Here is a 16153-nt window from a genome sequence, read left to right on the forward strand (position 1 = left end):
CGTGCGGCGATCGCGGCACCATCCGGACCGCTGGGTGCCGGCCGGCCCGTCCGGGCGTCCGCCGGGGCCGGGCGCAGGCATAGGAAGATGATCAGTGCACACAGCCACACCGCCGAGGAACGGACCGATGGACGACATGACTCTGCCGCGCGTACTGCTGGACGCGGCCCACGAGGCCCCGGAGCAGGTTGTCGTCCATGTCCGGGGCGACGGAGGGGAGTTGACCGTCACCCTGCGCGAGCTTCTCGACGATTCGCTCCTCGTGGCGGGCGGCTTCCGGGCGGCGGGGGCCTCGCCGGGGACCTGTGTGCCGCTGCTGGCGGACCGCAGTGAGGACTTCCAGCCGATGTTCTGGGGCGCGCTCGCCGCCGGTCTCGTGCCCGTTCCGCTGGCCCCGGACGCCCGGCGGGTGCTGCCGGTCTGGGAGCATCTCGGCCGGCCGCCCGTGGTGGTGGACGCGGCGGCCGAGCCGCTGCTGTCCGGACTCCCCGACGCCGTGGACGCCCTCCGGCTGGAGACACTGCGGAAGGGCCCCGCGCTCCGGGAGCCGTTCTCCGCCGACCCCGGGGACGTGGCGTTTCTGCAGTTCTCCTCGGGCAGCACCGGAAGTCCGAAGGGCGTCGAGGTGACCCATGCGGGGGTTCTGGCCAATCTGGCGCAGATACGGGCCGCCGCCGCGCTCGGCGCCGATGACGTGGTGGTCAGCTGGATGCCGTACTTCCACGACATGGGCCTCATCGGCACCCATCTCGCTCCCCTCGCCGCCCGGGCCAAGCAGGTGAAGATAGGACCGCTGTCGTTCGCCAAGCGGCCCGGTGTGTGGTTCGACGTGGCGGCCCGGCACCGGGCCACCGTGCTGTCCGCCGCCAACTTCGCCCTCGCGCTGGCGGTGCGGCGGGTGCCCGACGAGGACATCGCGCGGCTGGACCTCTCCCGTGTACGGCTGATGCTGGTCGGGGCCGAGCCGATCGCCCCCGCGGTGTGGCGTGCCTTCGCCCGCAAGCTGTCCCCGGCGGGGCTGGACCCGGCCGCCGCCCAGCCCGTGTACGGGCTGGCCGAGGCGACCCTCGCGGTGACCTTTCCGCCGCCGGGGGAGGTGGCCGTCCCCCTGGTCCTGGACCGCGCCGCGCTGAGCCGCGGTCTCGCGGTGGACACCGAACCGGGCGACGGCGCCGTGGAGCTGATGGACGTGGGGCTCCCGGTGGCGGGGTGCGAGCTGCGCGTGGCCGACGAGGACGGCGGCCCGCTCGGCGACCGGCGCGTCGGGCACATCATGGTCCGCGGCCCCCAGCTCGCCCGCGGCTACCACGGCCTCCCCGGCGCGAGCGCGGCCGCGTTCACCGATGGCTGGCTGCGCACCGGCGACCTCGGGTTCCTCCGGGACGGGCGGCTCTGTGTGACCGGACGGCACAAGGATGTGCTGTTCCTCAACGGCCGCACCTTCCACGCCCCGGACATGGAGGAGGTGGCGGCGGCCACACCCGGACTGCCGCCCGGGGCACCGGCGGTGATCGGCTCGACCGACCCGGTCACCGGCGGGGAGCGCGTGGTCGTCCACATCCCCTGGGCCCGGCCCCCGGGCGGCGCGGCCGAGGTCCTCGAACGGGTCGCGGCCCGGGTGCGGGAGGCCCTGGGCCACGACGACGTACGGGTGCTGACGCTGCCGCCGGGCGCGTTCCCCCGGACGACGAGCGGAAAGCTGCGGCGGCAGCGGCTGCGGGAGCGCTACGAGGCGGGGGCGGGGGCGCACCCGGGCCCCGTCGCCGTCGCCGACGGTCCGCCGCCGGGGACCGGCACGGCGCACCCGGAGCCCCCGCCGGTGGCGGCTCCCCGCTCGCGGGCGGAGACCGAGCGGGTCGTACGGGAGGTGTGGGCACGGGTGCTGGGGGTGGCCGACGGCCGGGCCATCGGCCGGGACGAGCGGTTCGCCGCCCTCGGCGGGACCTCGCTCAAGGCGATGGAGGCCCTGGTGGCGCTGGAGGACGCCTTCGCCGTCACGCTCCCGCCGGCGGTGATGCGCGACCACGGCACGGTCGCGGCGCTCACCGACCATCTGCTGTCCGCCACCGCGGCCGGCCCCTCCGAGGTCACGGCGGCGCGCCGGCCCGCTCCCGCGCCCGCCCCCGCCGGCACCCCGGCGGCGCGGACCGCCCCCGCCCCGATCGCGATCACCGGCATGGCCTGCCGCTTCCCCGGAGCCGCCACTCCCGACGCCTTCTGGGAGCTGCTCGCCGACGGGCGCGACGCCGTCACCCCCGTACCGCACGGGCGATGGGACACACCGGCAGGCCCGGGACAGCGGCCCGCCCCCGCGCGCTGGGGCGCGTTCCTCGACGATCCGGCCGGCTTCGACGCCGGGTACTTCGGCATCGGCGACGAGGAGGCCCGCGCCCTCGACCCCCAGGCGCGGCTCTTCCTCGAACTCGCCCATGAGGCCCTGGAACGGGCCGGTCACGCGGGGCCGCGCAGGCGTGGCCGGCGGATCGGCGTCTTCGCCGCCGTCGGGGAGAGCGGCTACCGCGAGATCCTGGACCGGGCGGCGGGGGACGGCTCCCCGCTGCCCGGAGTGCTCACCGGGAACCTGCCGGGCCTCCTCGCCGCCCGGGTCTCCCAGAGCCTCGATCTCGACGGGCCCGCGCTCGCTGTCGACACGGCCTGCTCCTCGGGTCTGGTCGCCCTCCACCTGGCCCGGCGCAGCCTGCTCGACGGGGAGTGCGACCTCGCGGTCGTCGGCGGGGTGAACCTCCATCTCACGCCCACCGGCCACCGGCTGCTGGAGGCGGCCCAGGCCCTCTCCCCCACCGGGCGGGGCCGCGCCTTCAGCGCCGCCGCCGACGGCTTCGTACCCGGCGAGGGCGGCGCGGCCCTCGTTCTGAGGCGTCTGGACGCGGCCCGCCTCGCCGACGATCCGGTACTCGCGGTGGTGCGCGGGACGGCCGTCAACAACGACGGCCGGTCGCTGAGCCTGCTGGCGCCCAATCCGCTGCGGCAGCGCGAGGTCATCTCCCGGGCGTACGAGGAGGCCGGTGTCGACCCCGCGTCGGTGAGCTATGTGGAGGCGCACGGCACCGGTACGGCCGTGGGTGATCCGATCGAACTCCAGTCGCTCGCCCACGCGTTTCCCGTGCGCTCCGACGGGGAGCCCCGGCTGCTCGGCTCGGTGAAGACCAACATCGGCCATCTGCTGAACGCGGCGGCCCTGCCCGCCCTGGTGAAGGTGGTCCTGGCCCTGGGCCGGCGCGCGCTTCCCGCCTCGCTGCACCACACACCGCACTCCCCGGCACCCGGGCGGGCCGGCTTCGCCGTGGTGACCGAGGCCAGGGAGTGGGACGCGCCCGGGCCGCTGGTGGCGGGGATCAACGCCTTCGGATTCGGTGGCACCAACGCCCACGCCATCCTCGAACAGGCCCCGCCGCCCCCGCTCCCCCGCGCCGGGCACGAGCGCGGCCGGGGGCCTCATCTGCTCACCCTCTCGGCCCGTGGCGCGGCGGCGCTGACGGAGGCGGCGGCGGATCTGGCCGACCATCTGGACCGTCACCCGGAGGTGAGCGCGGGCGATGTCTGTCTGAGCGCGAGCACCTCCCGGGACGACGGTCCGCACCGGCTCGCCGTGGTCGCCGACAGCGGCGGCGATCTGCGGGGCCGACTCCGCGCGATCGTCACGGCCGGGACAGCTGCCGGGGGCGAGGGGACGAAGGGGGCTGCCGGGAGTGCCAGGACGACCGGGCCCACCGAGGGCGCCGGGGCTGCCGGGACGACCGGGACCGCCAGGACCACCGGGACCGCCGCGATGACCGGGGCCGTCGGAACGACCGAGGGCGCCGGGGCTGCCGGGACGACCGGGACCGCTGGAACCACCGGGACCGCCGCGATGACCGGGGCCGTCGGAACGACCGAGGGCGCCGGGGCCCCCGGGGCTGCCGGAGCGACCGAGGGTGCCGAGGACGCTGGGGCAGCCGGAACAGCCGAGGGCGCCGGGGCCGTCGGAACGACCGGGACCGCCGGAACCACCGGGACCGCCGCGATGACCGGGGCCGTCGGAACGACCGAGGGCGCCGGGGCCCCCGGGGCTGCCGGAGCGACCGAGGGTGCCGAGGACGCTGGGGCAGCCGGAACAGCCGAGGGCGCCGGGGCCGTCGGAACGACCAGGACCACCGAGACCACCGGGGGCACCGGAGCTGCCGGAACGACCGGAAACACCGGAAACACCGGAAACACCAGGACCGTCGGGCGCACCATCCGTTCCCGGCGTCCGCGCGTCGTCTTCCTGCTGCCCGGGCAGGGCGGGCGGCACCCCCTCCGGAGCCGCGCCCTCCACGGTGCCGCCCCGGTGTTCCGGGACACCCTGGACGAGGCGTCCGCCCTCCTCGGCCCGCTGCGCGGCCGGACCCTCCTGGAGTGGTGTCTCGACCCGGTCGCGGACCTGGACGCCGCGCCGCCCCCCACGGACGTGGCCCAACCCCTGCTGGTCGCCTCCGGGGTGGCACTCGCCCGGCAGTTGCGGAGCTGGGGCGTGGAGCCCGACGCGGTCGCCGGGCACAGCGTCGGGGAGGTCGCCGCCGCCTGCGTCAGCGGGATGCTGACCCTGGAGGACGCGGTACGTTTCGCGGCCGAACGCGGCCGTCTCATGGGCGCGTTCACCGAGCCCGGCGCCATGATCGCCGTACGCGGCGGTGCCGACGCGGTGGCCGACGCGGTCGCGGGGGCGCTCGCCGGGGAGGCCGCCCGCGCCGAGGGGACACTCGCCGTCGCCGCGCGGAACGGACCCGGACTGCTGGTCCTCTCCGGCACCGTGCCCGCCGTGGACCGTGCGGCCCGCGCCCTGGCCGCGCGGGAACTCGCCGTACAGCGGCTGCCGGTGTCCCGGGCCTTCCACTCACCGCTGATGCGGCCCATCGCCGAGGGGCTCGCCGACGCGGCACGGGCGCTCACCCTCCACGCCCCGTCCCTGCCGCTGCTGAGCACGGTCACCGGCGAGTGGGGGCCGGCGCTGGACCCGGCGTATCTGCGCGCCCACGCCCTGCGGCCGGTGCTCTTCGGCCGGGCGGTGGAGCGGCTGGCGGACGAGGGCTACGACACCTTCGTCGAGGTGGGACCGGGAGCGTCGCTGACGGGGGCGGTACGCGCGGCGGCCGAGGGGGCGGGCTCCACCGGGTCCGGCGCCCCCGCCGACGGGCCCGCCGGTGGCCGTGATCGCTCCGGTGACCGGGTGCTGGTGCTGCCCGCGCTGCCGGGCCCCGGTGGCGGGGGCTCCGAGGACGACGCGCCCCGGCGGCTCCTGGAGACCGTCGGACGGCTGTGGTCGCACGGCGTACCGCTGGACCGGACGGCGCTCGACGCCGGTCACCGCCGTGTCGCGCTGCCTCCCTACCCCTTCCAGCGCGCCCGGCACTGGCCCGGCCCTCCCGCGAACGCCCTGCTGCACCGGGTCGCGTGGACGGAGTCCGCTCCGTCCGGTGACCGCCGCGAGGTGCGCACGGTCGCGCTGACCGGTCCCGACGCCGCTTCCGTGAGCGCGCTCGCGGAGCGGCTCGCCGCCGAGGGCATCCGTCCGCACGGCGCGGGTGACGGTCCGCCCGACGCCGTTGTCCTGGTGGCGGGCCCGGCTCCCGACCTCACCGGCCCCGCAGCGCTCGACCGGGCGCAGGACACCGCGCTGAACGCCTTCCACACGGCGCTCGCGCTGCTCGACCGGACCCGGGCGGGCCGGCTGCTGGTGCTGACCGAGGACGTCCACACCACGGGGACGGCGCCCGAACGGCCGCGCCCGGCCCACGCCGTCCTCGGCGGGCTGCTCCTGGCTCTCCCCCGGGAGACACCGGGAGTCGCCGCCACCGCGGTGGACCTCTGCTCGCTCGACACCCCGTCGCAGCGGTGGGCGGCCGTGCTGGCCGAACTGCGGGCGGGCGCCACGGCGACCGGAGCGACGGACGGTCCGGCGACCGGAACGGCGGGTGGCTCCGCCGCCGTGGTCGCCTGGCGCGCGGGGCGCAGGCTGACCCGTGCGGTCAGCCCTCTGACCGGTGCGCCCGGCGCGGCGGCGTCCCCGCTGCCGCCGCACGGCACCTTCCTGATCACCGGCGGCGGCGGGGGGATCGGTGCCGCGCTGGCCCGGGAACTCGCCGGGCTCGGCCGCCCGACTCTGGTCCTCGCGGGCCGCTCCCCCCACCTCCCCCCGGGGCTGGCCGGGGAACTCACCGCGCTCGGCGCCACCGTCCACCACCGGGTCGCCGATGTGTCGGTGGAGCGGGATGTCGACGCCCTCCTCGCCCTCGTCGCCGGACTCCCCCGTCTGGACGCCGTCTTCCACGCCGCCGGGGTGGTGCGGCCGGGGACGCTGCGGAACACGTCCCCCGAGGAGATGGCCGAGGTCCTGGCCGCCAAGACGCGCGGCAGTCTGCTGCTCTCACTGGGGCTGCGGCGGCACGGGCTGAGCCCCTCGGTCTGTGTCGCGTTCTCCTCGGTCTCGGCCGTGCTGCCGGGGCTGGCGGGCGGGCTCGGCGACTACGCCGCCGCCAACGCCTTCCTGGACGCGTTCGCCGCTTCGGAGCGCCGGGCCGGCCGGCCGTGGCAGTCGGTGAACCTCGGCGCGTTCGCCGGGATCGGGCTGGCCGCCGCCCTGGGCGGGGTCCCCGGACCGGCCGTCGGGCGGCCTCTGGCCACCGCCCCCGCGCTGGCCGCGCTCCGGGCGGGGTGCGGGGTCGACGCGGCACAGCTCCTGATCGCCGATCCGACCCCGCACACCCCACAGACCCCACAGACCCCGCGCGAACTGTCCGCCCCGCGCCCGACGGACGCGGCGGCGCCCCTCCCCCTGCCCGGCGCGGCCCCCGCGGCGCCCCCGGCCACCGGACCCGTGCGCGCGGCGCCCGGGACACCGGCCGGACACGACCCGGCACCCCCGCTCCCCCCGGCCCCGGCCGCCCGGACCACCGGCACCAACACCGACACCGACACCGACACCGACACCGACAGGGACACCACCACCGCGCTGCTGCGCCGTCTGCTGGCCGCGGCGCTGCGGCTGCCGGCGACCGCCGACTTCGACGACGAGCCCTTCTTCTCCCTCGGCCTCGACTCGCTCGCCGCCGTCGATCTCGCCCGGCGGCTCGAACGCGAGCTGGGCATCCCGCTGCCCGCCACGCTCTTCTTCGAGTACCGGACCGTCCGCGAACTCGCCGCCCACCTCGACACCTCTCCCCCGCCGGGGACCGCCGGGGGCACCGCACAGCGCGGCCTCCGCCCCCTCTCCCCCGTTCCCGTCCCGGACGGCACCCCGTTCCCGCTCACCCCCGTGCAACTGGCCCTGCACACCGGCGGCCGGCTCCATCCGGACGTACCGCCCCGCGGCCATGTGCGCCAGACCATCCGGGGCCCGCTGGACACCGGTCTGCTCGGCCGGGCCCTCGCCGCGCTCGCCGCACGGCACTCCATGCTGCGGATGCGCATCGAGACCGCCGGGAACACCCCGGACGGCCGGGGCGGCACGACCCTGCCGAGGCAGTACATCGCGCCCCCCGCCCCCCTCTCCGCCTGGTACGAGGTGCGCGAGTGCCCCTCCGGCCCCGAGGAGGCCGAAGCCGCGCTCTGCAACCGGCCGTTCGACCTCTCCGCCGAGCCTCCCCTGCGCGCGGTGCTCGCCCGGGAGAGCGCTGAGGTCGCCCATCTGGTGCTGGTGATCCACCATGCGGCGGGCGACGGATACAGTCTGAGCGTCCTCGGCGAGGAGCTGTGGTCGCTCTACACCGCGCTCTCCCAGGGGCGCGAACCGGCGCTGCCGGCCCTGGAGACGGACTTCGGGCGGTACGCCGCCGCTGCCGCCGCCGAGCGTTCCGGCACCGCCCTCGACGGGGATCTGCGCTACTGGTCGGAGCGGATCGCCACCCGGCGCGAGGAGCTGCGGCTGCCGTACGACGGCGATCCCACCGCCCCTCCCGGCGGTCCGGTCGCCACCCATGGGCGCGCCCTGGACCCGGCGCTCACCGCCGCGCTGGAGGAGCGGGCCGCCGCGCACGGCGTGAGTCTGTTCCATCTGCTGCTCGCCGCCCATGTGCGCTCCCTGGCCCGGTGGACCGGGCAGCGCCGGATCGCCGTCAATGTCGCGCGGGCCCGGCGCGATGGCCGGTTCGCCGGTCTGGACCGGCTCGTGGGCCCGCTCGCCGACACCCTCCCGCTGTTCTGCGACACCGACCCGGACGAGCCGCTGCCCGCGCTGGCGAAGCGGCTGCGGGACATCTGGCTGGAGGGCGAGCGGCACGCGGAGCCGACCGGTCTCGACCTGGCCCGGCTGCTGCCCGGCAGTGCCCACGGCCCCCGGACGGTGAGCCCCGCCGGCTTCAGCCTCGCCCGCTTCCCGTCCGCTCCGGACGGGCCGTGCCCGGTGTCGGTGCGCCCGACCGCCGCCGGGACCGCGACCCCGGCGACCCGGCTGAGCCTGCTGTGCTGGGAGGACGCGTCGGCGCTGCGCTTCTCGTGGAACTTCCCCGCCCGGCTCTTCGCGCCGGCGACGGTGGCCCGTCTCGCGGACGATTTCCAGGACGGACTGGCCGCGCTCGGCGCCACGCGGAGGCCCTCCCCCGAGGAGCCCGCCCCACCCGCGCCCGATGCGCCGGAGACCGGCTTCGCCACGCTGGTCCCCCGGCTGCTGGCCCGGTTCCGCTCCACCCCGGACGCCCTCGCCGTCGACACCGGCGCCACCACCCTGACGTACCGCGAACTCGACCGGGCCTCCCGCTCCCTCGCGGCCGGGCTCCTGGCGCGCGGGGTGGCACCCGGCTCCCTCGTGGGGCTCCTCACCGAGCCGGGCGCCGACACCGTCGTCTCGGTCGTCGCCGTGCTGCGGGCGGGCGCGGGCTGGGTACCGCTGGACGCGGGCCATCCGACCGCGCGTCTGACGGACCAGCTCGCCCGCTCCGGTGCCCGTACGGTGGTCTGTCACGCGCCCACCCGCGCGGCGGCCGACGCGCTCGGCGACGCCGTCACCCTGGTGCCGGTGGACGGACCCGCGCCCACCGCGCGGAACGGCGCGGCCCCCGCGCCCGACGGCCCCGTCGACGCCGGCTCGACCGCCTATGTCATCTTCACCTCCGGCTCCACCGGCCGGCCCAAGGCCGTGCCCATCACCCACCGGTCGATGGAGAACTATCTCGACTGGGCGATCGGCGCCTTCGGCTACGACGCGAGCGACCGCCTCGCCCAGACCGCGTCGATCTGCTTCGACGCCTCGGTCCGCCAGCTGCTCGCCCCACTGCTCGTCGGCGCCGCCGTGGTGGCGGTGGACTGGCGTCTCGTACGCGATCCCGACCTTTTGCTGACCCATGTCGAACGCACCCGGATCACCGTGTGGAGCTCCGTCCCCACGCTGTGGGAGCAGTTGCTGACCGCTGCCGAGGACCGGGTGCGGCGGGGGTCCGCGCAGCCGGATCTGTCGGCGCTGCGGTGGATTCACGTCGGGGGCGAGGCGCTGTCGCCCGCTCATGTCCGCCGCTGGTTCGACCTCTTCGGGACCGGCTCGCGCATCGCGAATCTGTACGGGCCGACCGAGGCCACCATCAACACCACCTGCCATGTGATCACCGCGAGGCCCGGCGACGATGTGCGGCGGCTGCCGATCGGACGCCCCGTGACCGGTGCGGAGGTGCGGGTGGCCGGCCCCGGGGGCGAGACCCTGCCGCCCGGTGAGGCGGGTGAGCTGCTCATCTCCGGAACCGGTCTGACCCCGGGGTATCTGGGCGAACCGGAGCTGACCGAGGCCGCGTTCACCGTACGCGGAGGGCGGCGCTGGTACCGCAGCGGCGACCGGGTCAGGTGCTCCCCGGACGGCACCCTGGAGTTCCTCGGACGGCTGGACGACCAGGTGAAGATCCGTGGACACCGGATCGAGCCGGGTGAGACCGAGGCGGTGCTTCAGACGCATCCGCACGTCGCGCACGCCGTCGTGCTGGTCCGGGACGGCCGCCTCGCCGCCTTCGTCACCGCCAGGCCCGGGGCGCCCCGGCCGGACGCCGCCGCGCTCCGGCGCCATCTGGCCGCGACCCTGCCGCCGTACATGGTCCCGGCCCGCGTCACCCCGGTGGAGGCGCTGCCGCTGACGGGGACGGGCAAGGTCGACCGCCGCCGGCTGCTGGCCCTCGAAGCCGCCGGCGGCGCGCCCTCCGGCGCACCGGGCACGGCGGCCGGCGGCCCGGCGGACCCGGACCGGCGCACACCTCCGTCGACCCCGACCGAGGTCCGGCTGGCCGGGATCTGGTCCGCGCTGCTCCGGACCGGCGAGGTCTGCCGTGAGGACGACTTCTTCGCGCTGGGCGGCGACTCGCTGCTCGTCCTGGAGGTGTTCGCCCGGCTGGAGCGGCAGGGCGGAGCGCTCCCCCGGCCGACCGTCGTCTACCGGCACCGCACCCTCGCGGCCCTCGCCGCGGCCATCGACAGCGCGGCAGCCGACGCCTCGGCACGGACGGCGGACGAGGCTCCGGTGGGTGACCGGGAGGCAGTGGGTGACCGGGAGGCGGTGGGCGGCGCCGAGCCGCACTCGGCCGGGCCCGCGCCGTTTCCGCTCACTCCGGGCCAGCGGGGCTTTCTGCTGGCCGAGGCCATCGCGCCGGGCGCCGGATCGTCCTGGCTCACCCGGCTGCGCCTGTACGGGCCGCTGCGCACCGACCACTTCCAGGCGGCGGTGGATCTGCTCGTCGCGCGCCATCCCATGCTGCGCACCGTCTTCCCCGCCGGGGCCCGCCCGGCCGTCCAGCAGGAGCTTCCGCCCTCCCTGCGGCTGCCGGTCGAGTTCGAGACCCTCACCGGGCCGGACCGGCTGGACGAGCGTGTCGCCGCCGAGCGGGCGCGCCGCCTCGAACCGTGGGCGTGGCCGCTGCTGCGTCTGCGGGTGCTCACCGTCGCGCCGGACGAACACGTCCTGGTGGTGCACGCGCACCACATCATCGGCGACGGCTACAGCGCCGCCCTCCTGATACGGGAGCTGATGGCCGGGTACGACGCGCTGACCCGTGGGGAGCGGCCCGAACTCCCCGCGCTGCGGACCACCTTCCGCGACTGCGCCGCCCATCTCGCCCGCCGGGCGGAACAGCGCACGGACCACCCGGCGGAGGCGGCCGGCGGCGAAGAGCCCGGCGCCGGCCGGTGGGCGCGGCTCGGCGCCCCGTACCGGAGGCCGGTGCTGCGCCCGGACGGCGCGGACGGCCGGGAGCCGGCGCCGTTCCACACCCAGGGGTTCGTGATCGAGGCCGACCGGGTCGGGGAGCTGCGCGCGCTGGCGTCCCGTGCCGGTGCCACGCTGTACGCACCGCTGCTCACCGCCTACTACCGGGCGCTGGTGGCGGCGACCGGCCGGGCGGATCTGGTCCTCGGCCTGGCGGTGTCCGGCCGGGACCATCCGCTGCCGGATGTGAACCGGGTGTTCGGCCCGTTCGCGGACGCCGTGCCGCTGCGGCCGGGCGGTCCGGGCTCCGGGCGGCCCGCCGATCCGGGGTTCGGCGACGATCTGCGGCGGATCGCCGCCGAGGCCGTCGCGGCCCGGACCCACGAGGGCCCGGTGCCGCCGCTTCCGAGCGGGCTGCCCCTGGCCTCGCAGTTCTTCTTCACCCTGCTGGACTTCTCCGCCCTGGGGCCCCGGAGCGGAGAGACGCTGACCGTCGCCCAGGACGACAGCGCCGGCGAGTTCACCCCGCCGGCCGGTACGGATGTGTTTCTGGCGGCGCGTCTCGACGGGGAGCGTCTCCGGGTCACCGTGCGCGGGTCCGGGGCGGCGTTCTCCGCCGGGGAACTGGCGGGTCTGGCGGACGCGGTACGGGACGGGCTGGCCCGCGCGGACGCCGCCCGCCCGGCGCCTTCGGCCGGGGCGCGGCCGGGGACGACAGCAGCGGAGGGCGAGCGGATGGACGCCGCGCTGATCGGCTATCTGCCGTCCCCGGCCCATCTCGCGCGGCTGGCGCGGCTGCCGGAGTCGGCGCTGCCGCGCGAGGAGTTGCGGAGCCTGCTCTTCCCCGACGGCGGGCCGCGTCTCCTCGAAACGCTGAGCACCCCGCTCGGGCGGTCGGGGTTCGTGTGCGCGCCGGTCTTCGCGGACGAACTGGCCCCCGGTGCGGAGTTGCTCCGCCATACCGGCCGGGGAGTGGCTCTCGCCTCCTCCCTCGGCGCGCGGACCGTCTCCCTCGCGGGGATGATCCCCTCGCTGACCGGTTACGGATTCGATGTGCTCCGTGCCGGTGGCGCCGAGGGCGCGGGTGCCGCCGTCACCACCGGGCACGCGATGACCGTCGTGTCCGTGGTCAGGACGGTGCGCGCGGCGCTCGGCGCGACCCGGCGGGAGCTGGGCGGGCTCACCGTCGCGTTCGTGGGGCTCGGTTCGATCGGTGCCTCGTCGCTGGAGCTGCTGCTGACCCGGGCCGTGGCCGAGGGCCGGCGCCCGCCCGCCCGGCTGCTGCTGTGCGATGTGCCGGGGAGCGGGCCTCGGCTGAAGGAGATGGCGGAGAGCCTGTGCGCGCGGGGGCTCGCGGATGCCGTGGAGGTGCTGGAGTCCGGCGGCGGGCTTCCCGGGGCGGTGTACGGGGCGGGTCTGATCGTGGCCGCGGTCAGCGGCGGCGGGGCGCTGCTCGACATCGGCCGGCTGAGGCCCGGCACGACGGTGGTCGATGACTCCTTCCCGCACTGCTTCGACACGGACCGCGCGCTCGCCAGGATGCGGGAGCGGGCGGACGTCCTGGTCGTCGGCGGCGGGCTGCTGGCCGTCGGCGCCGTCGAACGGCGGGTGGCCGAAGGGCTGCCGGAGGCCGCGGCCGCCGGGTATCTCGCCCAGCCGTGGCTGCCGGGCACGGTCGCCTCCTGCCGGCTGGAGTCGCTGCTGCACGCCTCCGGCACGGGTGTCCCCCTGGTGCGCGGCCCGGTCGACGGAGCGACAGGGCTGGCCCACTGGGCGGCGGCGGATGCGGCCGGTGTGCGTGCCGCGCCGCTGCATCTGCTGGGCCACGCCGTCGACCCCGGCACCCTCACGGGGTTCGGGCGGGGGGTCTGACGACACGCCGGTGCCCGGACACGGGGATGACATTGAAGTTAGGTCAGGCTAGCCTAAGTTCACGCACTTCCCGGTGGGCGTCTCCTTCCGGGAGGCGCCCCAGGCATCCCACCCAGAAGGGCATTGCATGCGCACGCACCTGCCCGGTGACGGCCCGGCCACGGCCGGCCGCCCCTCGCGAACGGAAGGAGCGGAGCCGGCCGTGGTCCTGTCCACGGACACCGGCCCCCGCCCCGGAATCCCGGCCACCGGCGGTGCCGGGGCGGCGAGACGGCTGCGCTCCGCCGCCCTGCGGGTGATCCCGGGCGGAGACCGGGCCATGGGCACCGAAGGCGGGACGGGGGGCGGGGGGCGCCCCCGGACGAGAGCGGCACCCCGTGCCGTCCGGGGAGCCGCCGCGTGAGCCGCGCGGACAGCGCGAACCGCACCGACCGCGGGCGCCGCACCGGCCGTACGAGCCGTGTCCGCCCCCCGAAGGGGGACCCGGGCGGCCCGGGTCCCCGTCGGGCGGCCGGCCTCACCGTCCGGCCGCTCGACCCCCTCGCCGACGCCGGACTGGTCCACGGGTGGGTCACCCACCCCAAGGCCGTGTACTGGATGATGCAGGACGCCCGGGTCGAGGACGTCGAGCGGGAGTATCTGATGAAGGCGGCCCATGAGCACTACGACGCCTTCATCGGCCTGGCCGGCGGAGAGCCCGCCTTCCTGATGGAGCGGTACAACCCCCGGTACGTGGATCTGGCCGGGCTCTACCCGGCCGAACCGGGGGATGTGGGGCTGCACTTCCTGGTCGCTCCCACCGACACCCCGGTGCACGGCTTCACCCGTGCGGCGATCACCAGGGCGATGACGGAGCTGTTCGCCGACCCGGGGACCCGCCGGGTGGTGGTCGAGCCGGATGTCCGCAACACCGCCGCCCGCAGGATCTTCGAGTACGCCGGGTTCACCGTCGTCCGGGCCATCGAGAAGCCGGGCAAGGACGCCTACCTCTGTGTCTGCCCGCGGGAGCGGTTCGAACAGAGCGCCGCCGGGAGACCGGTGGCCCCCTAGGTCGTCTCTTCCGGATCGTGCCGGGCTCGCGAGGCCCGGCACCGGGCCTCGCTCACCGATCCGGCCCGACCCGAGAGAAACTCCCCAGACGGGGCGGGCACATGGGAACCGGTCCCTCTCATGTGCCCGCCTCTCCCGCTCCTCGCGGTAACCCGCCGCCCCGCCCCGGGGCCCGCCGCACCGGCTCGCGCCGGCGGGTCCCGGGGCGGACATCCGCGGCGGGCCCGGATGTCTCAGATCCCGAACTCCGCCGGGGACAGCCCCAGAGCCGCACACACCTCGCGCAGGATCTGCTCCTCGGCGGGCTGGATGTAGCCGTCGGCGCCGGCCACCACGATCCCGGTCTGGACGACGGCACGCGCCTCGGCGGGCTTCTTCGCCGCCTTGGCCACCTCCTGGAGCGCCTCGGCCCTGCCCCGGGCGAAGTCCGTCATCAGCACGTCGACATGCTTGTTGAACCGGCTCCGCAGCTGGTCGGCCGGGAAGTTCTGGAGCACATTGTTCGAGAGGATCAGGGATTCGACATTCTGCCGCTCGGTGGGGTCGACATGCCCGTCGGCCGCCGCCACCAGAGCGCAGGTGGCCATGCTGGCATCGCGGTACGCCCCGCTCTTCAGCTCGGTCTTGAGCGAGTCGAGCTGACCCTTCAGCATCCCGACCAACTGCGCCTTGGACCCTCCGGAGCCGGAGCCCTGGCCCGAGCCGGGGCGCACGGCCCCTCCCGTACCGGGCCGCGCGTGCCCGGACGAGCCGCCCGCCCCCTGGCCCTGCTGCTGGAGGGCCTTGGCCTGATCCTTGATCCGGTCCCACATCGGCACTGGTACCACCTCGACTATCTCTTGTTCCCTCGGCACAACACGCTGGGTCGCGCCCGCCTGGGGAACGCCCGGGCTCCTCGTGGAGTTCCGGGCCCGCCGGAACGGGACGCGCCGAACACGTACCCCTAAGGTCTGGGTTACCCAATATGCCAGGAGGCACGCGATGGCCGAGGATCAGCACGGACCGGCGGACGGCGCGGAATCCCCCGCGGCGGGCCCGCCGCCCCAGGCCGTCGTGGGCCGGCTCGTCTTCGGCCGGATGGCCTCCGAGGTCCTGGGAGTGGCGACCCGGCTGGAGGTCTTCGACCGGATCGGCGCGGGCGACGTCACCGCCGACGGCCTCGCCCGCACCCTCTCCACCCACCCGCGGGCCACCCTGCGCCTGCTCCGCGCCCTGGCCGGACTCCAGTTGCTCGCCGAGCCCGCGCCCGGGGTCTTCCGCACGACCGGGGCGGGCGATCTGCTGCGCTCCGACAGCCCCGGCTCCATGCTCGCCATGGCCTCGATGTTCACCGAGCCCATGATGGTCCGCGCGTGGGAGCTGCTGGGCGAGGGAATCCGTACCGGCGAGACCACGTTCCGCACCGTCTTCGGAACGGACTTCTTCGGCCATCTCAAGGAGCACCCGGAGCTCTCCGCCGTCTTCAACGCGGCGATGAGCCAGGCCACGCGGTCCACCGCCGAAGCCGCCCCGCACCACTTCGACTTCGGGCGCTTCACCACCGTCGTGGACATCGGCGGCGGGGACGGGACGCTGCTGAGCGGCATTCTCCGGGCCCACCCCGGTCTGCGCGGCATCCTCTACGACACGGCCGAGGGGCTGGCCCAGGCGGCCGGGCGCTTCGCCGCCGAAGGGCTCACCGAACGCGTCACCCTCCGGACCGGCGACTTCTTCGCCTCCGCCCCGGACGGCGGAGACCTCTATCTCCTCAAGAGCATCATCCACGACTGGAACGACGAGCAGTGCGCCACGATCCTGCGGCACATCCGCGAGGTCGTCCCCGACCACGGCGCCCTGCTGATCGTGGAGCCCGTACTGCCCCCGACGGTCCCCGCCGACCAGTACAGCGGTGTCTACCTCAGCGATCTCAACATGCTCGTCAACGTCGGCGGCCGCGAACGCACCGAGGACGACTTCGCCGCCCTCTGCGCCGCCTCCGGCTTCACCCTGCGCGCCGTCACCCCCCTGCCGGCCCCCAACATCTTCCGGCTCATCGAGGCGACCCCCGGCACGAGCGGTTCCAGGCAACCGAGCTGAGCG

4 protein-coding genes are annotated in these 16153 nt (G+C 76.2%); 3 read left to right on the forward strand and 1 reads right to left on the reverse strand.

The window, feature by feature from the left end:
• Nucleotides 1-127 precede the first annotated feature (127 nt).
• Both ACWCRA_RS08500 and ACWCRA_RS08505 read left to right on the forward strand, forming a co-directional pair.
• The gene (locus ACWCRA_RS08500; protein WP_451067096.1) at nt 128-13024 is read left to right on the forward strand and encodes an amino acid adenylation domain-containing protein; all 12897 of its coding nucleotides are present in this window, start codon (nt 128-130) and stop codon (nt 13022-13024) included.
• A 399-nt stretch (nt 13025-13423) separates the two neighbouring features.
• Entirely contained in the window at nt 13424-14074 is a 651-nt protein-coding gene (locus tag ACWCRA_RS08505) for a GNAT family N-acetyltransferase (protein WP_451067097.1), read from the forward strand.
• A gap of 233 nt (nt 14075-14307) precedes the next feature.
• Here ACWCRA_RS08505 and ACWCRA_RS08510 read toward each other — a convergent pair whose 3' ends face one another.
• Entirely contained in the window at nt 14308-14886 is a 579-nt protein-coding gene (locus ACWCRA_RS08510) for a tellurite resistance TerB family protein (protein ID WP_451067147.1), read from the reverse strand.
• 169 nt (nt 14887-15055) lie between these two features.
• Between ACWCRA_RS08510 and ACWCRA_RS08515 the strand changes: the two genes are divergently transcribed.
• Nucleotides 15056-16150 carry a methyltransferase gene (locus ACWCRA_RS08515; RefSeq protein WP_451067098.1) on the forward strand — a complete coding sequence of 365 codons (1095 nt, stop codon included), beginning with the start codon at nt 15056-15058 and terminating at the stop codon, nt 16148-16150.
• Nucleotides 16151-16153 lie beyond the last annotated feature (3 nt).

The organism is Streptomyces sp. NPDC001889 (genome assembly GCF_053594535.1).

Coding starts and splice junctions, on each gene's coding strand:
- ACWCRA_RS08500 (WP_451067096.1), top strand. CDS start 128: ATGGACGACATGACTCTGCCGCGCGTACTGCTGGACGCGGCCCACGAG.
- ACWCRA_RS08510 (WP_451067147.1), bottom strand. CDS start 14,886: ATGTGGGACCGGATCAAGGATCAGGCCAAGGCCCTCCAGCAGCAGGGC.
- ACWCRA_RS08515 (WP_451067098.1), top strand. CDS start 15,056: ATGGCCGAGGATCAGCACGGACCGGCGGACGGCGCGGAATCCCCCGCG.